Origin of the sequence: Dactylosporangium sp. NPDC049525, from assembly GCF_040676755.1 — a bacterium.
In the GTDB taxonomy this organism is placed as follows: Bacteria; Actinomycetota; Actinomycetes; order Mycobacteriales; family Micromonosporaceae; genus Dactylosporangium.
Map to the genome: position 1 here is coordinate 60379 of NZ_JBFAPO010000038.1, position 21595 is coordinate 81973.

The window sequence follows — 21595 nt, forward strand, 5'->3', positions numbered from 1 at the left end:
CACCCCCAGGAGCCGACGATGTTCTCGTCCTCCAACAGCCTGCGTCTCGTCGCCGTGGCTGTTGCCCTGATCGTCGCCGTGCTCACCGGCGCCGCGACCGGCCTGCTCGCCGGTGCCCCCGACTGTCCGGCGGCGCCGGCGTCGACGGCGGCCGCGACCACCGCGCCGCCGCCGGCCCCGACGACCGCGTCCGGCGGCGCCGGCATCGGCGACTCCGTCGCCGGCGGCGGTAACAACGCCCCGGAGCCGCAGCCGTTGAAGACGACCGCAGCCGCCCAGGTCGGGCAGGCCGCACCGGCGGCGGCGTGCACCGCGCAGGAACCGTTCGGGGTGACCGCGGCGCTGACCGCGTTCGTCGGTGCGCTGCTCGTCGGCGCGGCGCTGCTGCTGCTGTTGCTGCTGTCGTCCCGCAGCGCGCCCCGGCAGGTGCAGGTGCCCGTCGCCGCCCGCGGCAACAGCCCGGCCGACGCGGACCGGCGGGCCCTGGTCCAGGCGAGCATCTACGTACGGGACCGGGTCACGTCCAAGGCCCTCGGCGACCGGCTCGGCGCCGCGTTGCAGGAGGCCGGGGTCACGACCCTGGAGCCGACCGGGGTCCGGTTCGACCCGGCGCATCACGAGGCCGGCGGCGCCGCACCGTCCAACGACCCGAAGCTGATCGGGTCGATCGCCGCCGTGGAGGTCCCCGGCTACGTCGACCGTGACGGGCGGGTCCTGCGCGCCCCGATCGTCACCGTCTACCAGGCCGCCCGCAACCCGGGCGGGCCGACCGGCGCGCACCCGACGGTCCAGCAGCACGCGCAGCAGCACCCGACCAGCCCGCAACCACGCAGAGAGCAGCCACGATGACCTCGACCGAGAACGCGGCGCCTCCCGCGAACGGCAAACCGAAGCCACCGAGCCCTGAGGCTGCCCTCGGCAAGCTGCTCAAGGCCGGCGTCGACGGGTCCCTGGCGTATCTGCGCAAGATCGACCCGGACGCCGCGGCGGACGTGGACACCGAACGCCGCCGCGACGTGCAACGTCCCCGCATCGTCGTGGTCGGTGAGACGAAACGTGGCAAGAGCAGCCTGACGAACATGCTGATGGGGGTGCCGAACCTGTCGCCGGTCGACGCGGCGGTGGCGACCGCGTCGTACCTGGAGTTCACGCACAACACCCAGCACGGCGCCCGCGCGTACGTGCCGGGCCGGGAGGACCCGATCCCGATCAACCTCGGCGACCTGCGGGACTGGGGCACCGTCCTCGGGCGGCTCCCCGACGGGATGCGCCCGCCGCGGCGGATCGAGGTGCACCACTCCGCGCCGCTGCTGCAGTACCTGACGCTGACCGACACCCCCGGCACCGGTGGCCTGGACTCGATGCACGTCGAGGTCGCGATGGACGCCGTGGAGCGGGCCACCGCGCTGCTGTTCGTCGTGGACGCGTCCTCGCCGTTCTCCAAGCCGGAGATGAACTTCCTCATCGAGGCCAGCAAGAAGGTCAACTTCGTGTTGTTCGCGTTGACGAAGGTCGACGCGTACCCGGGGTGGCGCACGATCCTCGCCGACAACAAGGGGCAGCTGCAGACGCACGCGCCCCGGTTCGGGTCCGCGCCGTGGTTCCCGGTGTCGGCGCGGCTGGCGGAGCTGGCGATGACGCTGCCGAAGGAGGCCGCCGGTGAGCTGATCCGCGAGTCGCGGATCGCGGAGCTGCAGCACGCCCTGATCGACCTGGCGAAGAAGGGGCACCTGCTGCAGCAGGCGAACGTGCTGCGGTCGGTGCGCTCGGAGTACATCCGCATCGACCAGGAGTACGGCGACCGGATGAAGGCGACCGACCCGGACCCGAAGGACGCCGAACGGGCCAAGGAGGAGCGGGCGCAGGTCGCGACCCGCAAACGCACCGAGTCCCGGCAATGGTCCCTCGCCTTGTCGACGGAGACCCAGCGGGCCCGGGTCGAGGCGACGACGCGGCTGCGCTCGTACATGACGCAGCTGCAGGAACAGTTCATGGAGAAGATCGACAAGGGTGGGCGGGGCGACATCAGCGACCTGCCCGCCGAGGTCGACAAGGCCCTGTATGCGCTGTCGGTGCGGCTGTCGCACGACCTGGAGTTCCGGTTCCGTAAGGTCGGTGAGCGGGTCCTCGCGCAGGTGTTCCACCCCAGCGAGCTGCAGCACGTGCTGCGGCAGCTGAACGCGAAGCTGCGCCACGCGCTGGGCACGAAACCCCGCCGGGACGGCGGTGGCGGCGACGGCGCGATGGTCGTCATGTCCTCGGCCGGTATGGCGATGATGGCCGGCCGGGGTGCGATGGCCGGTGCCGGCGCGATGGGTCTGGCCGGGATCGCCGGTGCCGGGCTCGTCATCCCGGTCATCGGTATCGGTCTCGGCCTCGCCGCCGGCGCGTACATGATCTTCAAGCGGAAGAGCATGACGGACAAGGTGCAGACCCGCACCTGGCTGCGGGAGGTCCTCGGCGAGGCCCGCGCGGCCCTGTCGGACGAGATCATGCACCGGTTCACCGACCTGCAGTACGCGTTGACCCTGGCCCTGGACGAGGCGATCGAGCGGCGGCTCAAGCAGCTCGACGCGCACATCGCCAACATCGACAAGTCCCTGGCGGAGGACAAGGCGGAGCGCAGCAAGCGCAAGGCCGCGCTGAACACCGAACGGGAAGGTCTGCGCGCCCGCATCAAACAGGTTGACGAGGTCCTCGTGCGGGTACGTGCACTGGCACCGAACGCACCCGCGGACGCGGCTGACGCGCCGGCCGAAGCGTAAGGGGGTTGGATCATGGACGGGCACTGGGAATGGTCGGAGTCCGGCGACGAACCGGACACCGGTGACACCGCCGACCTCGGCGGCGACCCGGGATACGGGCAGGGCTTCGAGCACGGTTTCGAGCCGGGCTTCGAGCCGGGGCACACGTTCGACGGTCACGACGGTCACGACGACTTCGGCGGCGACGCCCTGGGTGGTGCCGCGCACGGCGGCGACGACCTGGAGGAGCCGCTGGGCACCGAGCACGCCGCGGAGGCCTACGACCAGTCTGTTGACCAGTCCGGTGACCAGTCCGGTGACCAGTCCGGCCATGACGGTGACGGGTTCGACCCCGCTGACGGTGACCCGGCGCAGCACGCCGAGTTCGAACCCGTCACCGACCACACCACCGACACCGGCACCGACGTGCACGCCGACACCGACGCCAGTGCTGATACCGACGCCGACACTGACGCGGTGCAGCACGCGGAGACGTTCGGCAGCGACCCGGACCTGCGCGGCGACGACGGCTGGCCCGAGCCGCTGTTCCCCGACGAGCTTCACCTGGACAGCCCACCCGAGCCCGTCGACGGGTTCCCGTGGAGCGACGCCGACGTCCTCGGCGGCCCCGATCACTCCCTGTCCGCGGCGTACGACCCGGCCGTGCACACCGACCCGGCGAACCCGGCCGACCTGGCCGGTTACGACGGCGTGGACGTGCCGGCGGGCGCGGACCCGTGGAGCCTGCTGCTGAACTCCGACGACCCGGCGACGAGCTCCCTCGCCGGGTTCTGGGCCCCCAACACATAGGGCCCACGACAACCGGAAGGCCCGCCACGCGACGCGTGGCGGGCCTTTTTCCGTTGCTGGGTGGGTCAGCCGTTGAACGCGGTCAGCAGCAGGATCACGAACAGCACCGCGACCAGGACGAGCACGACGATGATGACCGCGACCCAGTTGCGCTCCCCCTCGTCGGCCTGCTGCTGCGGCGCCGGCTGCGGCTGCGGCCGGGCGACCTGCGGCGGGAACGGTCCCGGCCGGGCCGGCTGCGCGACCGGCGCCGGCGACACCGGCGGACGGTACGGCTGCTGCACCGGCTGCTGCTGCACCGGCGGCGGCTGCTGCCGCACCATGTTCACCGGCGGCGGTGGGGGCTGCTGCCGCACCATGTTCACCGGCTGCTGCTGCACCGGCGGCGGGGGCTGCCGGACCAACTGCACGGGCGGCTGCTGGCGCACCATGTTGACCGGCTGCTGCACCGGCGGGCGCTGCTGCTGCATCGGCGGCTGCTGCTGGACGGGGCCGGGCCGGTTCATCGCCGGGGACACCGGCACCGCCGACACCGGCCGCTGCTGCTGCTGTTGCGGCGGCGGCGGGGTCACGGTCCGTGGCATCCCGGACGCCCGGACCGGCGCCGACGGCGCGCCGATGCACAGCGCGCCCTCCACGACGACCGTCTCCGGCTGCTCCAGGGTCGTCGGCGCCACCCCGAGCTCGGTGTGGATCAGGTGCGCGGCGAGCGGGATCCGGGACGAGCCACCGACGAGGAAGATCCCGACGAGGTCCTTCGGCTGCAACCTGGCCGACTCGATCGCCCGGCGCAGGCACGACACGGTCCGTTCCAGGTACGGCTTGACGAGCCCTTCGAGCTCCTCCCGCGTCAGATGCGCGTCGACCTCGAGGGACGGCAGGTGGATGTCGGTCGACGCGGTCCGCGACAGCATCTCCTTCGCGCCGCGGACGTCCTCATACAGCAGCCGCCGCTGCCGGCGGGCGTTCGCGTCGGCGGGGTTCGCGATCGACGTCCACTTGTCGGCGTGGCTCTGCGAATACACCTTGCCGAGGTGCTCGACGATCGCGTGGTCGAAGTCGAGGCCACCGACGTCGGCGAGGCCGTCCTCGGCGAGGACCTCGAACCCGGACTGGGTGCGCCGGACCACGGTCGCGTCGAACGTGCCGCCGCCGAGGTCGTAGATGGCGAGGCTGCGCCCGACGGGGACGGCGGAGCCGAGCACGGCGGTGAAGTAGGACGCGGCACCGACCGGCTCCGCGATCAGCCTGGGGGTGCCGAGCCCGGAGATGCGGGTCGCCTCGACCAGCAGGGACCGGCGCCGCTCCCCCCACCTGGCCGGGTGGGTGAGGCGCACCTCGTCGGGTGCCGCGCCGAGCTGCCGGCGGGCCTCGGTGTTGACCAGCGACAGCACGTGCGCGAACAGCCGCGGCACCGGCATCGAGTGGTCACCGATGAACACCTCACCGTCGTCGATGCGACGTTTCGGGTTGGGTTCGAACCGGGCCGGGTCCAGCCGCGCGTTGCGCTCGGCGTCCCGGCCGACGAGGACTTTACCGTCGGTGTTGAAGTACAGAGCAGAGGGCAGCAAGGGAGAACCGTCGAACAGCAGCGGCCGCATCCGTGAGTCCGGGGTCCGGATCATCGCGACCGTGTTCGACGTGCCGAAGTCGATGCCGAGCACGCGCATGTGCGTCACCCTACCTTTGCCGTTCCACACGCTGCGTCGCCCGGCAAGCCTTTGGGAGCCCCCTGGAAAGCCCCCGGTAACCCGCCGTTACGCAAACTCCACCAATGATCACTACATACTGTCGGCGTGGCCTATCTTGACCTGCCAGGACCGTTGGGTTTCGCCCACCGCGGCGGCGCGGCGGCCGGTGACGAGAACACGACAGCGGCGTTCGCCCGTGCGGTCGAACTCGGCTACCGGTACATCGAGACCGACACGCACGCGACCGCCGACGGTGTCGCGGTCGTGTTCCACGATGACACGCTGCAACGGATGCTGGGGCGCCCGGGTCGGATGATCGACGTTCGGTGGGCGGACCTGCAGACGGTCCGGGTCGGTGGCGCCGCCGCCGTCCCCCGCCTCGACGAGGTCCTCGAGGCGTGGCCGGACGTCCGGTTCAACATCGACTGCAAGACCGACGCGGCCGTCGCCCCGACGATCGACGTGCTGGAGCGTGCCGGCGCGCACGACCGGGTGCTGCTCGCGTCGTTCTCCTCCGCCCGCCTGACCCGTATCCGCCGGCGGACCGGCCCGCGGGTCGCGACGTCGATGGGCATGCGGGAGGTCACCGCCCTGTACGCCGGGTCGCTGACCGGACGGCCGGTCAAGGTCGCCGAAGGGGTCGTCGCGGTGCAGATCCCGCCGCGGTACGGGCGGCTCACCCTCGCCAGTCCCCGGTTCATCCGTTACGCCCACCGGCTGGGGCTGCAGGTGCACCTGTGGACGATCGACGACGCCGCGCAGATCGGGCACTTCCTGGACCTCGGGGTTGATGGCATCATGACCGATCACATCGAGGTGCTCCGCGACGTGTACACCCGCCGCGGCATCTGGAACCCCGCCTAGGAACAGCACAGGAAAGGGCCGGCCCCCGTGTCCGCTGTCGAGACGCCACCGACGCCTGAGACGCCGCAGCTCAGCACGAAATCCGAACGCGTCGGCTGGTATTTCTACGACTGGGCGAACTCGGCGTTCTCCACGACCGTCGTCACCGTGTTCCTCGGCCCGTACCTGACGTCGATCGCGGAGAAGGCGGCCGGCTGCGTCGAGGACGCCTGCGACGACGCCGTCATCCACCCCCTCGGCATCGCGATCGCGCCCGGTGCGTTGTTCCCGTACACGGTGAGCCTGTCGGTGTTCCTGACGGTGTTCGTGCTGCCGGTCGTCGGCGCGGTCGCGGACCGGTCCCCGCGCAAGAAGCAGCTCCTGGCCCTGTTCGCCTACATCGGCGCGGCCGCGACCGCCGGCATGCTGTTCCTCACCGGCGACCGGTACCTGCTGGGCGCGGCCTTGTTCCTGATCGCGAACATCGCCTTCGGCGCGTCCGTCGTCGTCTACAACTCGTTCCTGCCGCAGATCTCCTCCGAGGAGGACCGCGACCGGGTCTCCAGCTTCGGGTGGGCGTTCGGGTACCTCGGCGGTGGCCTGCTGCTGCTGCTCAACGTCGTCGCGGTGCTGATGAAGGACTCCCTGGGCATGAGCACCGGGGAGGTCGCCCGGTACAGCATCGTGTCGGCGGGCCTGTGGTGGGCCGGGTTCACCACGATCCCGCTGCTGCGGCTGCGCAACCGGCCACTGCTGGAGCCGCCCGCGGCCGGGGTGAACCTGCTCACCGACGGGTTCCGGCAGCTGTGGCACACGCTGAAGTCGTTGAAGGCGTACCCGCTGACACTGTTCTTCCTCGTCGCGTACCTCGTCTACAACGACGGTATCCAGACCGTGATCGCCCTGGCCAGCCAGTACGGCACGAAGGAACTGCTGCTGTCCGACGACGTGCTGGTGCCGACGATCCTGATGGTGCAGTTCCTGGCGTTCGCCGGGGCGCTGCTGCTGGGGTGGCTGGCGAAACGGTACGGGGCGTGGAAGACGCTGCTGGGCAGTCTCGTGCTGTGGACGGTGATCATCGTCATCGCGTACTTCCTGCCGGCGAAGGAGCCGCTGCTGTTCGTCGCGCTCGGCGGCGGCATCGGCCTCGTCCTCGGCGGTTCGCAGGCGTTGTCGCGGTCGTTGTTCAGCCAGCTGATCCCGAAGGGCCGCGAAGGCGAGTACTTCGGCATCTACGAGATCTCCGACAAGGGCACCAGCTGGCTCGGGCCGCTGCTGTTCGGCCTCGCCTACGACACGACCCGCAGCTACCGGGTTGCGATCATCTCGCTGCTGGTGTTCTTCGTCGTCGGGTTTGTCGCGTTGCTGGCCGTGCCGATCCGCAAGGCCATCGAGCAGGCCGGGAACACCCCACCGGCCCGCCTGTAGGCGGCGTGTAGCCGCGGCGGCGGCCCGCGGACTACATTCGCTCCCGTGCGTTACCGGCTGCTGGGTCCCCTTGCGGTCGACGTCGGCGGGCGGCCGGTGGAGATCGCGGCGGCCCGGGACCGGGTGCTGCTGGCGATGCTGCTGCTGCAACCGAACCGGGTCGTGACCGTCGCCCGTCTCGTCGACGCCGTCTGGGGCGACCAGGCACCGGCGACCGCCCGGGCGCAGCTGCACACGTGCGTGTCGCGGCTGCGGCGGCTGCTGCCGGACACGATCCGCACCGACACCGCCGGGTACCGTGCCGCGGTCGGTGACGGTGAGCTCGACACGCTCACGTTCACCGTCCTCGTCGCCGCGGGCCGGGCCGCGGCCGTCGGCGGGGACCTGCGCGGCGCGCGGACACACCTGCGGGCGGCGCTGGACCTGTGGCGGGGCCCGGCGCTGGCCGGGGTCGACAGTCCCGCGGCGCAGGCACACGCGGTGGCCCTGGAGGAGCGCCGCGACGCGGCCCTGGAGGACTGCGTCGACGTGGAGCTGCGCCTGGGCCTGCACGCGGAGCTGGTCGGGCAGCTGACCGGCCTGGTCGAGCAGCATCCGCTGCGGGAGCGGCTCACCGAGCAGCTGATGACGGCGTTGACCCGGGCCGGGCGGACCGCGGACGCCCTGGCCGTGTACCGGCGGCTGCGTGACGCCCTCGACGACGAGCTGGGCCTGCCGCCGAGTGAACGGCTGCAGCGGCTGCATCACGACCTGCTGCAGCCGCACCTGGAGCCGCCACCGGCACCCGCCGCGCAGGTGCAGGTGACGGCGCCGGTGCGGGCGGCGGCGCGGCCGTGGACCCTGCCGCGGGACGTCGCGGACTACGCCGGCCGGGACGACCTCGTCGCTGACCTCGTCGCCGCCGGCGACCTCAGCGACGCCGGCGACGCCGGTGATGTCGGTGGCGCCGCGGTGGATGACGCGGGTGGGGTGCCGACGGTGCTGAGCATCGACGGGATGGCCGGCGTCGGCAAGACCACCCTCGCCGTGCACGTCGCGCACCGGGTCGCCGACCGGTACCCCGACGGGCGGCTGTTCCTGGACCTGCGCGCGCACAGCGACCGGCCGCCGCTGCCGCCGCACGAGGCCCTCGGGCTGCTGCTGGGGCATCTGGGGGTCGAACCGGCCCGGGTCCCCGCCGACCCGGACGAGCGGGTCGCCCGGTGGCGCAGCGAGCTCGCCGGCCGGCGGGTCCTCGTCGTGCTCGACAACGCCGCCGACGCCGCGCAGGTGCTGCCGCTGCTGCCGGGGTCCTCGGCGAGTCTCGTCATCGTCACCAGCCGCCGCCGCATCGCCGGTCTCGACGGGGTCCGGCCGGTGTCGCTGGACGTGCTGTCCGCGGTCGAGTCGCGGCGGCTGATCACCACGGTCGTCGGTGCCCGCGCCGCCGCGGACCCGGCCGCGACCGCGGAGGTCGCCCGCCTGTGCGGGCACCTGCCACTGGCGTTGCGGCTGGCCGCGGCCCGGCTGGCGCACCGCCCGTCGTGGAGCGTCGCGGACCTCGCCGACCGGCTGCGCCGCGCCCACCCGGCCGCCGTCGACCTGGCCGTGGACGGCCGGTCACCGCACGCGGCGTTCGAACTGTCCTACCGGCAGCTGCCGCCGCCGGCGCAGCGGCTGTTCCGGCTGCTGGGAGTGCACCCGGCCGGGGAACTGTCGATGCGGGTCGCCGCGGCCCTGGCGGACCTGCCGGCCGGCGACTGCGACGCGCTGCTCGCGCAGCTCGTCGACGCGCACCTGCTCAACGAACCCGTCGCGGGCCGGTTCCGGCTGCATGACCTGCTGCGGGAGTACGCCGCGCACCTCACCGCGACCGACCCGGAACGCGACCCGGCGATCCTGCGGATGCTGGACTTCTACCTGCAGGCGACGGCGGCGGCGACGAAGGTGTGGGAGAGCAACCGCGACCGTGACCCGGTCGACTTCGTCGACGTCGGTGAGCACGTGCCGACGTTCACCGACATGATCGACACCCGGCGGTGGCTGGAGCTGGAATGGGCCAACGTCGTCGGTGCCGCGCACCTCGCCGACCGGCTCGGCTGGCACCGGCACACGGTGCTGCTGCCGCGGGCGTTGTGGGGGTACCTGTTCCGCAACTCGATGAACGACGTGTCCCTGGATCTGCACCGGCGGGCCCTCGCGGCCGCGGACGCCCTCGGCGACGCGGACCTGATCGCGATGAGCCACAACTACCTCGCCTCCGCGCACGCCCGCGGCGGGGACCTGACCTCGGCCGCCGCGCACCTCGCCGTCCTCGTCGGGCACCCGACGTGGGGGGTGCGGGCCCGCACGAACCTCGCCTACGTGTACCTCAACGTCGGCCGGTTCACCGAGGCGCTGCGCCTCATGGAACGGTCCCTGGTCGCCGGTGACGACAGCTGGCACGTCAGTGTCCAGTGGGCGGCGCTGGCCGGGATGCTCCGTGCCCTCGGCCGGTTCAGCGAGTCGGCGCTGGTCGCGCAGCGCATCGTCGGCTACGGGCGGCGGACCGGCCTGACGTGGCCGGCCGCGGTCGGTGCGGTGGAGCTGGGGCTGGCCCGGGCCCGGCTCGGCCGGCACCGGCAGGCGGTGCTGCTGCTGGCGTGGGCGCGCCGGCAGCTCGGCGGTGACGTGGGGCCGGCCGCGGAGCTGGAGGCCCGGTGCGCGCTCGGCGCGAGCCTCGTCGCGCTCGGCGTGCGGGAGCGGGGCCTGGAGCTGCTGCGCACCGCGTACGAGGACGGTCAGCAGCTGGACCCGACGGTCGCGTGTCAGGCCGGCAACAACTACGGTGAGGGTCTGGCCGCGGTCGGCCGGTACGCGCAGGGCAAGCTCGTGCACGCGCAGGTCCTGGACCGGGCGATGCGGATCGGTCACCGGTATGAGCAGGCCCGCGCCTACCGTGGTCTCGGGGTGTGCACCGACGACCCGCGGCTGGCCGCGGAGCGGTTCGGCACCGCGCTGGAGCTGTTCGAGGCGATGGGCACCCCGGAACGCCACGATGTGCGCGCCCGCCTGGACCAGCTCAAGAGCAACTGACCAACATCCGGCGGGCGGCTGGCGGGTGGCTGGCGCGGGTGCGGCGGCCGGTGGAACAGTAGGCTGCCGTGTCGTGACGTCCTCCACCCCTTCCCTCGACGATGACCCACTCGCATGCGTCGCCGCCGGTGACAGCCGGCTCCGCCGCGGTGGCTCGCTGAAGTTCTTCTACGGTCCGATGGACTGCGGCAAGTCGACGCTGGCGCTGCAGATGGACTACAACCACGCCCGGCAGGGCCGCCGTGGCCTGGTCCTCACCACCATCGACCGGGCCGGCCCGGGCCGCCTGTCGACCCGGATCGGGCTGGGGAAGGAAGCCGTCGAGGTCGGCGCCGACCTCGACATCCGCGGCCTGGTCCGGCAGCGGTGGTCGCAGGGGATCCGGGTGGACTACCTCATCTGCGACGAGGCGAGCTTCTACACGGTGGCGCAGATCGAGCAGCTCGCCGACCTCGTCGACACCTCCGACGTCGACGTGTACGCGTTCGGCCTCGCCACCGACTTCCGCACCAGCCTGTTCCCGGCCGCGCAGCGGCTGTTCGAACTCGCCGACGAGGTGACCCGGGTGCAGGTGGAGGTGTTGTGCTGGTGCGGGCGGCCGGGGCTGCTCAACGCCCGGGTCGTCAACGGCGGCATCGCCCGCGAAGGTGACCAGGTCGTCATCGGCGACACCGACGCCGACGACACCGTCGCGGACACGACCGCCGCGGACGTCCGCTACCAGGTGCTGTGCCGCCGGCATCACCGCGTCGGGAACCTGGGCCCGGCGGCGCGCCCCGACGGGCAACTCCGCCTCGTCTAACCTCATTACCGGGCGGTAACCTCAGGGGTATGACGCGATTCGTGCAGGACGGCCCGGCGTTGCGCGACCCGTACACCAGCGACTGGCAGCTGCAGGGCTGGCTGGAGCGGCTCCTGGGCCCCGACGGGCACGCCGCCGCGAAGGGGCGCCTCGCCGCGCTGTCCGCCGACGTCCTCGGGCCGCTGCGCGCCGCGCACCACGACGCCGAGACCCACCCACCGACCCTGACCCGGTTCGACCCGTGGGGCGCGCGCATCGACCGCGTCGACGTGTCCGCCGGCTGGCACGCCCAGCGCGCCGCCGCCGCCCGCCACGCCGTCGTCGCGCTGCCCTACCAGGCCGCCGCCCGCGACACGTGGGGCGCCGGCACCCGGATCGTCCAGCACGCGCTGCTGCACCTGTGGGGGCCGGAGTCCGCGACGTTCTCCTGCCCGGTCGCGATGGCCGACGGCGCCGCCGCCCTGCTCACCACGGCCGCCCCCGACTCGCCGTGGCTGGCCCGCCTCACCGCCACCGACCCGGCCGTCGCCGTCACCAGCGGCCAGTGGATGACCGAGTCGCAGGGCGGCTCCGACATCGCCCGCTCCACCACCACCGCCCGCCCCGGCCCCGACGGCCGGTGGCTGCTGACCGGCGACAAGTGGTTCTGCTCCGCGATCGACGCCGCGATGGCCGTCGCCCTCGCCCGCCCCGACGGCGCCGGCCCCGGCTCCCGCAACCTCGCACCGTTCCTGGTCCCCCGCTACGCCGACGACGGGGCCCTGCCCGCACCGGGCCTGCAGGTGCTGCGGCTCAAGGACAAGCTCGGCACCCGCGCCGTGCCGACCGGTGAGGTCCGCCTCGACGACACCCCCGCGATCCCCATCGGCGACCCCACCGTCCCCGGCCTCGCCCGCATGATGACCCTCGTCGTCGTCACCCGCCTGCACAACGCCGCCGCGGCCGCCGGCGGGATGCGCCGCGGCCTGGAGTACGCGCTCAGCCACGCCGCGAACCGGCAGGTGGCCGGTGGGGTCCTGGCCGACAACCCGCTGCACCGCGCCACCCTCGGCGCGCTCGCCGTCGACGCCGCCGGCGCGTACGCCCTCGCCGCGCACGCGTTCACCCTCCTCGGCGCCGACCCCACCGGCGACGAACTGCGCCTCGTCGCCCCGTTGGCGAAGCTCGTCACCGGCCGGCTCGCGGTCGCGTCCGCCAGCGAATACCTGGAGGCGTTCGGCGGCGCCGGCTACGTCGAGGACACCGGCATCCCCCGGCTGCTACGCGACGCGCAGGTCCTGCCGATCTGGGAAGGCACCACCAACGTGCTGTCCGTCGACGTGCTGCGCGCCCTCACCACCGGCGACGGCGCCCGGCCCCTCCTGCACCGCGCGGAGATCGCCGCGGACGCCGCCACGACCCGCCTGCCCGGCGTCGCCGACGCGCTGATCGCCGCGACCCGCCGGCTCGCCGTCGACGTGGAGACCGCCGCCGCCGACCCGCGCTCCGGCCGGGTCGTCGCCGGCGCCCGCGAACTCGCGCTGCGCCTCGGCAACACCCTCACCGCGGCGCTGCTGCTGGAACACGCGGCATGGGCCGCGGACCGCGGCGACGACCGGCCCGCGCTGCTCGCGTCGCTGTGGACGCTGCGCCGCCTCGGCGGCGCCGACGTGTCCGCGGACCTGCACACCCACTTCGATCAGCTCATCTGAACCGGCCGCCACACCATCCGGAACTTGTTCGGCGACCCGTGCAGCCGCCGCGGGTCCCCACCGACCGGGACCGTCCCGGCGTGCACCCCGCCACGGGAACGGTAGAACCGTTGCGCCGCCGTGTTCTGCTCCAGGACCCACAGGTACAGGTGCGGGCTCGTCGCCTGCCGCAGGACCGCGCCGACGGCGGCCGTGTGCAGGGCGGTGCCGACACCACCGTGCCGGCGGCCGCTGGTGACATGCAGGTTGTCCACCAGGCTGCCCCAGTGCCCGTCGTCGTCGAGGACCACGTGCACGAACCCGATCAGCCCCTGCTCGTCCTCCGCGACGATCGTGACGGTTCCGGTCCGGTCCTGGAACCGCGCCCGCCACACCGCCCGGCGCTCCACGTCCAGGTCACCGTCGAGGTACGCGTCGGCGTACGCGCCGCGGTAGTGCCGCCGCCAGCTGTCGGCGTGCAACGCCGCGATCGCGTCGACGTCCCCGTCCTCCGCCACCCGGACGATCATGCGGTGCCCTCCCGGCGGGCCCGCGCCGCCGCGATCGTGTACGCCGGGTCCCGGTCCAGGTTGTGCCGGTCCCGGTCGTAGCGGCGGGTGGTCCGCGGGTCGGCGTGCCCCATCGCGTCCTGCACGTCCTCCAAGGGCACCCCCTCGTCGCGGGCGGACGTCGCGAACGCGTGCCGCAGCGAGTGCGGCGACAACCGCGCCCACGCCGGCACCCCCGCCTCCTTCGCCAGCCGCCGCACCAGCCGGAACACCGCATGCCGGTCGACCCGCCCACCGGTCGCGGTCGCGAACAGCGGCCCGTCACCGCCACCGCGGACCGCCAGGTACCGCTCCAGCGCCGCGACCACGTTCGGGGTCAGCGCCCGCCGCCGCGGCTTGCCGCCCTTGCCGACGAACCGCACCGTGCGGTGCCCACGTTCCGTGCCGATGTCGGCATGATCGAGGGCGACGACCTCACCGACCCGCAACCCGAGGTCCGCGAGCAACGCCAGGATCGTCAGGTCCCGCAACGCCGTCGGCCCGCCCTGCGCCGCCGCCGCGGCCAGGATCGCATCGACCTCCCCACCGGTGAGCCCGACCGTCGCCGACGAGTCCCGGTCCACCCGGGGCCGGTCCGCGCCACCGACCGGGTTCGCCGCCACCGCCTGCAACCGCAGCAGAAACGCATACCAGCTCGACAACGCCGACAGTTTCCGCGCCACGCTCGCCGGCGCCAGCACCTTCCCCGTCCGCGCGTCCACAGTGGATTCCAGGTCCCGCGCATACGCGTTGACATGCAGGAACGACGCCCGCAACGGATCAAGGTCCCGGCCGGTGCACCAGCGCAGGAACTGGTGCACGTCCCGCCGGTACGCCGCGCGGGTGTGCGCCGACAGGCGCCGGTTGGCCAGCCACGCGTCGGTGAAGTCACCGGACACCGGCGGCAGGGCCAACGGGCCGGCATGCTGGACGGGCTGCAGGGGGCGCATCGAAGCGCAGTTTAGAGAACCGGCCGCCACACAGTGGTCCGCTTCACCGGCGTGTCTTCCAGCGTCTGCGGCACCGGCACGTCATACACCGCGACGAGCCGCAGGTGCTCCTTCGGCAGATACGCCCGGCCCGGGTCACCGACCAGGCAGTCCGCGCCGCGGCCGACGACCCGCCGCAGGAACTCCAGCACCTGACCGGTCATCTCCCGGCTGTAGAACACGTCACCGGCAAGGACCACGTCGGCGTCACCGCCGTCACCCGGCAGCACGTCCTGCAACACGGCCTCGACGGTGACGTCGTTGGCGGCCGCGTTGACCGCCATCGCCGTCACCGCCAGCGGGTCGATCTCCACCGCCGTCACCCGCGCCGCACCGGCCTTCATCGCCGCGATCGCGACCAGACCCGACCCCGCCGCCACATCCAGGACCCTGCGGCCCCGCACCAGCTCCGGGTTGTCCAGCACATACCGCGCCAGCGCCTGCCCACCGGCCCACGCGAACGCCCAGAACGGCGGCGGCAGCTGCACCCCACCGGCGAACTTCTCCGTGTACTGCCACAACTCGATCGCCTCGTCGGCCAGCTGCAGCCGGACCTCCGGCACCAGCGGGACCGGGGTCAGGCAGGTGTGCGCCAGGACGAATGCGGTGCTCATCGGCTCGCAGCGTATGTCACTCGTGCAGGCGACACCCCGCGGGGGCCGTCATCGGTACCGTCGAATCCATGGGGGCGGGACTCGTCTGGATCATCCTGGGCGTGGCCGTCGTCGTGCTGGTCCTCATCACGCTCTACGTGGACTCGCTGCGACGCTGACTACTGTTCATCCGGTGACCCTGCACATCTCCGACACGCAACGCCGCGCCAGGCTCGCGTGGCGGCACGGCCTCGCCGCGCCCTCCACCAGCCCCGACAGCGGCCCCGCCACCGTCGCCGCGGACCTGGTGACCCTGCACGCCACCGACGCCGCGACCGTCTACCTGTCCGTCGCCGCCCGCCTCGCCGCACCGACCGTCGCCGCCGTCGAAGACGCCCTCTACACCCAGCGGACCCTGCTGCGGATGCTCGGCATGCGCCGCACCATGTACGTCGTCCCCACCGGCGACGCCCCCGTCGTGCAGGCCGCCGCAACCGCCGCCGTCGCCGTCGAACAACGCCGGCTGCTGCTCAAACACCTGCAGCAGTGCGGCGCCGGCGACACCGACTGGCTCGCCGACGTCGAGGCCGCGACCATCGCCGCGCTGCAGGCCCGCGGCGGCGCGGCGACCGCGGCGCAACTGTCCACCGACGAGCCCCGGCTCCGCACCGAACTGGTCTTCCCGCAAGGCAACCAGTACGTGACGAGCCGCGTCCTGCTGCTGCTCGCCGCCCAGGGCCACATCGTGCGCGGCCGCCCGAACGGATCCTGGACCAGCACCCAGTACACCTGGCAACTGCTCGACGGGTGGCTCCCGTCGCCGCTACCGCAGCTCGACCCGGCCGCCGCCCGCGCCGCCCTCGCCCGCGCCTGGCTGGCCCGATACGGACCCGGCACCGTCGCCGACCTCAAATGGTGGACCGGGTGGACCCTGACCCACACCCGGGCCGCGCTCGCCGCCCTGGACACCGTCACCGTCACCCTCGACGGCCCCGCCGGCACCGGCGTCGTCCTCGCCGACGACGTCGACGACGTGCCCGTGCCACCACGGTGGGTGGCGCTGCTGCCCGCCCTCGACCCCACCATGATGGGCTGGGCCGGCCGGGACTGGTACCTGGGACCACACGCACCGGCGCTGTTCGACCGCACCGGCAACCCTGGCCCCACCGTCTGGGTCGACGGGCGCGTCGTCGGCGGCTGGGCACACACACCCGACGGCCGCGTCGCCGTCGAACTCCTCGAACAGGTCGACGCCACCGGCATCCAGGACGCCGCGGACCGCCTCGCGGACTGGATCGGGCCGGTACGGGTGACACCCCGGTTCCGCACCCCACTGGAACGGCGATTGAGCGAACCTGTCACACCCCGGCGGTAGGTTCGTCGGCATGGTGTTGTGGGGGGTCGCGGCAGCGCTGGCCGCGTTCACAGTTGTCCGGCTCACCGGCGCCGAGCGGGGCACACCGCTGGTGCAGCTGATGGCGTTCACGCCGTATGTGGCGCCGCTGGCGCTGCTGTGCGCCGTGTGGGCGGCGCTCACCGGCGCGACCGGCCCGTGGCTGGTGTCCCTGCTGGCATGGGCGGCCCTGTCCGCGCTCGTCGTGCCGCGGCTGCTCACCACCGCCGCGGGGGACGCCGAGCAGCACCACGGGGCGAGGTTACGGGTGATGACCGCCAACGTCCTCTACGACCGCGGCGACATGGCGGCCCTGCTCGAGCAGGCGAAGGTCGACGACGTGGACGTCCTGGCCGTGCAGGAGCTGACCACCGGCGCGCTCGCCGCCCTGGAACACGCCGGTGTCGACGGGCTGCTGCCGTTCCGCGTCGTGCACCCCGCCGGGCACGGCAACGGGTCAGGGCTGTTCAGCCGCCACCCGCTCACCCCCGCCGAGGCGAACGGCCCGGCCCGCCGCCACCCGTGCGGGATGCTGCAGGCCGGCGCCACCGTCCACGTGCCCGACGCCGGCCCCGTCCTGGTCGAGTCCGCGCACCCGTGCGCGCCGCGGCGCCGGCAGACCGCCTGCTGGGCGCAGAACCTGGCGGCGCAGCCACCTGCCGGCGGCGCCGTGCCCCGGGTGCTGCTCGGCGACTTCAACGCCACCCTCGACCACGGGCCGCTGCGGCGGCTGCTGCGCACCGGCTACCGCGACGCCGCCGCCGTCCGCGGCCGCGGGCTCGCCCCGACCTGGCCGTTCCAGCGCCAGCCGCTGCTGCTGCCGCTCGTGCCGTGGGTGACCATCGACCACGTCCTCGCCGACCGGCGCATCGGCATCGGCGACGTCGGCACCCGCGTCGTGCCCGGCAGCGACCACCGCGCCGTGTTCGCCGAGCTCCTCCTCCCAACAGTCTACGGCGTATAGTGTAACGTTCCGCCGCCCAACCAAGGAGAGACGTTGCCCGAAACCGCCACCGACCGCATCACCATCACCGGAGCCCGCGAAAACAACCTCAAAAACATCACCGTCCAAATCCCCAAACACGCCATCACCGTCTTCACCGGCGTCTCCGGATCAGGCAAATCCTCCCTCGTCTTCGACACGATCGCCGCCGAAGCCCAACGCCAACTCAACGAGACCTTCACCGCATTCGCCCGCGCCCGCCTCCCCAAATACGCCCAACCCGACCTCGACTCCATCGACAACCTGTCCGCCGCCATCATCGTCGACCAGAAACGCCTCGGCGGCGGCTCCCGCTCCACCGTCGGCACCATTACCGACATCGCCGCCATCCTCCGCCTCCTCTACTCCCGCGCCGGCCAACCCCACCTCGGCCCCTCCAACAAGTTCTCCTTCAACGACCCCCAAGGCATGTGCCCCCAATGCCAAGGCATCGGCCGCACCACCACCCTCAACCTCGACCGCTTCCTCGACCCCACCCGCTCCCTCAACACCGGCGCACTCCTGCACCCAGACTTCCAACCCACCACCTGGTACTGGAAGATGTACCAAGCCTCCGGCTACTTCGACATGGACAAACCCATCACCGACTACACCGACGAAGAACGCCACAAACTCCTGCACCACACCGGCAAACTCCCCCTCGACATCCACGGCTCCACCATGAACGCCACCTACGAAGGCGTCATCGAAAAATTCAACCGCCTCTACGTGCGCCGCGACACCTCACAAATGTCCGAACGCACCCGCCACGCCGCCCAGCAATACCTCACCGAAACCACCTGCCCCACCTGCCGCGGCACCCGCCTCAACGACGCCGCCCGCAACTGCCGCATCGACGGCTACTCCATCGCCGACCTCACCGCCATGGAAGCCGACGAACTCGTCGCAGTCCTCCGACTGTTCACCGACGAAACCGCCGCACCCATGATCAACAGCCTCCTGCACCGCGTCGGCCACCTCGTCGACATCGGCCTGGGCTACCTCAGCCTCAACCGCGAAACCGCCACCCTCTCCGGCGGCGAATCCCAACGCATCAAAATGGTCCGCCACCTCAGCAGCGCCCTCGTCGAAATGATGTACATCTTCGACGAACCCAGCATCGGCCTACACCCCCGCGACGTCACCCGCCTCAACACCCTGCTCCGCCAACTCCGCGACAAAGGCAACACCGTCCTCGTCGTCGAACACGACCGCGACGTCATCGAAATCGCCGACCACATCATCGACCTCGGCCCCAAAGCCGGCACCCACGGCGGCGAAATCGTCTTCGAAGGCACCCTCGAAGCACTCCCCTACGCCCGCACCCCCACCGGCCGCCACATGCGCCACCGACTCCCCCTCAAAACCGACATCCGCACCCCCACCGGCACCCTCACCATCACCGACGCCCACACCAACAACCTCAAAAAACTCACCGTCAACATCCCCACCGGCATCCTCACCGTCGTCACCGGCGTCGCCGGCTCCGGCAAAAGCTCCCTCATCAACACCGCCTTCCTCACCCAACACCCCACCGCCATCGTCATCGACCAGACCGCCGTCGGCACCTCCATCCGCTCCACCCCCGCCACCTACACCGGCATCATGGACCACATCCGCACCCTCTTCGCCAAAGCCAACAACGTCCCCGCCGGCCTCTTCAGCTTCAACTCCAAAGGCGCCTGCCCCACCTGCCAAGGCCTCGGCATCATCTACACCGACCTCGCCTTCATGGAAGGCCTCAAATCCACCTGCGAGGAATGCGACGGCCAACGCTTCCGCCCCGAAGTCCTCCAACACCACCTCCGCGGCAAAACCATCGCCGACATCCTCGACATGACCGCCGAAGAAGCCGCCGACTTCTTCCCCGAACCCAAACTCCAACCCACCCTGCACGCCCTCAACGACGTCGGCCTCGACTACCTCAAACTCGGCCAACCACTGAGCACCCTCTCCGGCGGCGAATGCCAACGCGTCAAACTCGCCACCGAACTGCACAAGACCGGCACCGTCTACGTCATGGACGAACCAACCACCGGCCTGCACATGTCCGACATCACCCACCTGCTCGAGATCATCGAACGCCTCGTCACCCAGGCCAACACCGTCATCGTCATCGAACACAACCTCGACGTCATCAAGAACGCCGACTGGATCATCGACCTCGGCCCCGAAGGCGGCACCGGCGGCGGCAGCATCATCTTCGAAGGCACCCCTGAACAACTCGCCCGCACCGACGGCTCCCACACCGCCGACGCCCTCCGCCGCGACCTCACCCGGTAGCGGCCCACCGGCGAGACCACACGCAGCCGGGCGCACCACTTCCGGTTCCCGGGCCGACGCACCGGGGCAGGCCAGCCGCCCATGACCGAAGCCGTGGGCCGACGGGCGCAGGCGCAGCACTCACGATCCCGGGTCAACGCGCCCTGGAAGCGACGCCCACGCCGCCATGCGTCAAGCCGCTGGCCGCGGGCCGGTCGCCGCCAGCGGGCGGGCGCGGGCGCAGCACCTACGATCCCGGGTCAACGCACCCCGAGGGCCCCACGCCGCCGTGCGTCAAGCCGCGGGCCGGTCGCCGCCAGCGGGCGGGCGCGGGCCGGCCGCCCAGGACCGAAAACGCGGAGACGGGCCTCAGATCGCCGGGCGGTAGAAGAACGTCCGGCGCCGCGACACCCGGCCGTCACGCACCTCGAACCAGTCCGCGAACAACTCGCTCAACGGCACACCCGAATGCGACATCCCCTCGAAACGCCCCCAGCAGAACACCTGACCACCACCCTCCACCCACCGCTCCACCGCATGCCGCCCCGACGCCACAATGCACCGCCGCCGGTAGAACGCCACAAACGCGTCCACACCCTCGATCGGCGGACACCCCGGCCGGTGATACACCACATCAGGCGTGACCAGACCCGCCAGATCACCCCAGTCGCGACGATCGATCACCGCCAGCATCGACGAGACCAACCCCGACCGCTCCGCCACCAGCGCGTCGTCACCCATACACCCATGGAAATCCGCCGGCCACCCCCGGTCAACACACCGCACGTGCTTCTTACACCCCGAAACCGGACCGTAACCCACCTCAACCCATGCGCGCCGCCGTCGACGTCCCGAACCGCTCCGCGACCAGCCGCTTCAAACCGTGCGGGAACCCCGCCTTCGCCGCCACATGCGGCCCCGTCAACCGCAACTGCGCCGCCGCGTCACCCTCCCACGCCGCCACACAGTCCTCCGCCGCCACATTCGCCACCGCCAGGATCGCCCCCGCCGCACCCAACAGCCCCGCCGTCGCCACCAGCGCCGACGAACCCACGTACACCGCACCGTCCCACTCCGACAACAACCGCAACAACCGCTCCGCATCGCCCGTGGAATCCTTCACCCCGGCCACCGGCAACGACGGCAACACCTCCACCGGCACCGCACCACCGGCCACCATCGGGAAGTGATACGCCAGCACCGGCCGCCCATCCGCCGCCGACGCCACCCGCTCGTAGAACACCCGCAGGTCACCGGCCCGCCGCGGCGGCGCCACCAGCACCGCATCCGCACCCACCGCCACCGACGCCGCCGCCAGCTCCGCCGCCGGACCGGCCCACGCACCACCCGCACCGGCGATCACCGGCACCCCGGGACACGCCTGCCGCACCGCCGACACCAACGCCACCCGCTCACCGTCACTGAGCGCGTCCGCCTCACCCGTCGACCCGGCGACCAGGACCGCACGTACCCCTGAGGCCACCAATCGCTCAGCGTGCCGCGCCGTCGCCACGACATCCACCGAACCGTCCTCCGCGAACAGCGTCACCAACGCCACCGCGACACCCCGCCACAACGGCTTCCGCTCCTGAGTCATACCCGAACCCTAAGCTGGAACCCGGGTGCGCAGGCCGTCGGCGTGCCAGCGCACCCACCCAACCCATGAAAAGCGCCGCCGACCAGGGACCGGGGGGCGGGGGCCGGCGGAAGGGGGGGGCGCCCCCCGGCGGCGGGGGGCCTCGGCCACCCCCCGCAACGGGGCCCGCGCACGGCCCCCTGGCTCACG

Annotated in this window: 17 protein-coding genes; 11 read left to right on the forward strand and 6 right to left on the reverse strand. The window is 72.3% G+C overall.

Annotation, left to right across the window (positions count from 1 at the left end; translation table 11 throughout):
• Positions 1-18: 18 nt before the first annotated feature.
• Genes grpE through AB0K00_RS38305 form a run of 3 tightly spaced genes read left to right on the forward strand, consistent with a single transcriptional unit; the run spans position 19 to position 3554 of the window.
• Entirely contained in the window at positions 19-849 is an 831-nt protein-coding gene (gene grpE / locus AB0K00_RS38295) for a nucleotide exchange factor GrpE (protein WP_363531232.1), read from the forward strand.
• Positions 846-2765 (forward strand): dynamin family protein, encoded by a 1920-nt coding sequence (locus tag AB0K00_RS38300; protein ID WP_363531235.1) that lies wholly within the window; start codon positions 846-848, stop codon positions 2763-2765. The genes grpE and AB0K00_RS38300 overlap by 4 nt, the downstream gene beginning before the upstream one ends.
• A 12-nt stretch (positions 2766-2777) precedes the next feature.
• Positions 2778-3554, forward strand: a complete 777-nt coding sequence (locus AB0K00_RS38305) for a hypothetical protein (protein ID WP_363531238.1) — start codon at positions 2778-2780, stop codon at positions 3552-3554.
• Between the two features lie 65 nt (positions 3555-3619).
• On the opposite strand, the gene AB0K00_RS38310 is transcribed toward AB0K00_RS38305, so the two are convergent.
• Positions 3620-5224, reverse strand: a complete 1605-nt coding sequence (locus tag AB0K00_RS38310) for an Hsp70 family protein (RefSeq protein ID WP_363531241.1) — start codon at positions 5222-5224, stop codon at positions 3620-3622.
• Positions 5225-5350: 126 nt separating this feature from the next.
• On the opposite strand from AB0K00_RS38310, the gene AB0K00_RS38315 reads away from it, so the two are divergent.
• The 5 genes from AB0K00_RS38315 to AB0K00_RS38335 all read left to right on the forward strand — a co-directional run bounded on the left by AB0K00_RS38315 (position 5351) and on the right by AB0K00_RS38335 (position 13063).
• The gene (locus tag AB0K00_RS38315; protein WP_363531244.1) at positions 5351-6109 is read left to right on the forward strand and encodes a glycerophosphodiester phosphodiesterase; all 759 of its coding nucleotides are present in this window, start codon (positions 5351-5353) and stop codon (positions 6107-6109) included.
• A gap of 27 nt (positions 6110-6136) precedes the next feature.
• Positions 6137-7516: an MFS transporter gene (locus tag AB0K00_RS38320; protein WP_363531247.1), complete on the forward strand. Its 1380-nt coding sequence runs from the start codon at positions 6137-6139 to the stop codon at positions 7514-7516.
• A 45-nt stretch (positions 7517-7561) separates the two neighbouring features.
• Entirely contained in the window at positions 7562-10570 is a 3009-nt protein-coding gene (locus AB0K00_RS38325) for a BTAD domain-containing putative transcriptional regulator (protein ID WP_363531250.1), read from the forward strand.
• A 157-nt stretch (positions 10571-10727) separates the two neighbouring features.
• On the forward strand, positions 10728-11372 hold the full coding sequence (locus AB0K00_RS38330) for a thymidine kinase (protein WP_363531372.1): 645 nt from the start codon (positions 10728-10730) through the stop codon (positions 11370-11372).
• A 29-nt stretch (positions 11373-11401) separates the two neighbouring features.
• Positions 11402-13063, forward strand: a complete 1662-nt coding sequence (locus tag AB0K00_RS38335) for an acyl-CoA dehydrogenase family protein (protein ID WP_363531253.1) — start codon at positions 11402-11404, stop codon at positions 13061-13063.
• On the opposite strand, the gene AB0K00_RS38340 is transcribed toward AB0K00_RS38335, so the two are convergent.
• The 3 genes from AB0K00_RS38340 to AB0K00_RS38350 are packed head-to-tail and all read right to left on the reverse strand — an operon-like array spanning position 13051 to position 15193.
• Complete coding sequence (locus AB0K00_RS38340; protein WP_363531256.1) at positions 13051-13572, reverse strand: GNAT family N-acetyltransferase; 522 nt, start codon at positions 13570-13572, stop codon at positions 13051-13053. The two genes, AB0K00_RS38335 and AB0K00_RS38340, sit on opposite strands and share 13 nt — an antisense overlap.
• A complete protein-coding gene (locus AB0K00_RS38345; RefSeq protein ID WP_363531259.1) occupies positions 13569-14540 on the reverse strand; it encodes a tyrosine-type recombinase/integrase in 972 nt (323 codons plus the stop codon). Before AB0K00_RS38345 ends, AB0K00_RS38340 begins: the two co-directional genes overlap by 4 nt.
• Positions 14541-14551: 11 nt before the next feature.
• A complete protein-coding gene (locus AB0K00_RS38350) occupies positions 14552-15193 on the reverse strand; it encodes a 50S ribosomal protein L11 methyltransferase (RefSeq protein WP_363531262.1) in 642 nt (213 codons plus the stop codon).
• A 172-nt stretch (positions 15194-15365) separates the two neighbouring features.
• Between AB0K00_RS38350 and AB0K00_RS38355 the strand changes: the two genes are divergently transcribed.
• From AB0K00_RS38355 to AB0K00_RS38365, 3 genes are read left to right on the forward strand one after another with little or no spacing between them, the layout of a single operon-like run.
• Complete coding sequence (locus AB0K00_RS38355; RefSeq protein ID WP_363531265.1) at positions 15366-16547, forward strand: winged helix DNA-binding domain-containing protein; 1182 nt, start codon at positions 15366-15368, stop codon at positions 16545-16547.
• A 10-nt stretch (positions 16548-16557) separates the two neighbouring features.
• Positions 16558-17529, forward strand: a complete 972-nt coding sequence (locus AB0K00_RS38360; protein ID WP_363531268.1) for an endonuclease/exonuclease/phosphatase family protein — start codon at positions 16558-16560, stop codon at positions 17527-17529.
• A 33-nt stretch (positions 17530-17562) separates the two neighbouring features.
• Entirely contained in the window at positions 17563-19830 is a 2268-nt protein-coding gene (locus AB0K00_RS38365) for an excinuclease ABC subunit UvrA (protein ID WP_363531271.1), read from the forward strand.
• A 348-nt stretch (positions 19831-20178) separates the two neighbouring features.
• On the opposite strand, the gene AB0K00_RS38370 is transcribed toward AB0K00_RS38365, so the two are convergent.
• Both AB0K00_RS38370 and AB0K00_RS38375 read right to left on the reverse strand, forming a co-directional pair.
• Positions 20179-20550 carry a nuclear transport factor 2 family protein gene (locus AB0K00_RS38370; protein WP_363531274.1) on the reverse strand — a complete coding sequence of 124 codons (372 nt, stop codon included), beginning with the start codon at positions 20548-20550 and terminating at the stop codon, positions 20179-20181.
• A gap of 82 nt (positions 20551-20632) precedes the next feature.
• On the reverse strand, positions 20633-21406 hold the full coding sequence (locus tag AB0K00_RS38375) for a dihydrodipicolinate synthase family protein (RefSeq protein WP_363531277.1): 774 nt from the start codon (positions 21404-21406) through the stop codon (positions 20633-20635).
• Positions 21407-21595 lie beyond the last annotated feature (189 nt).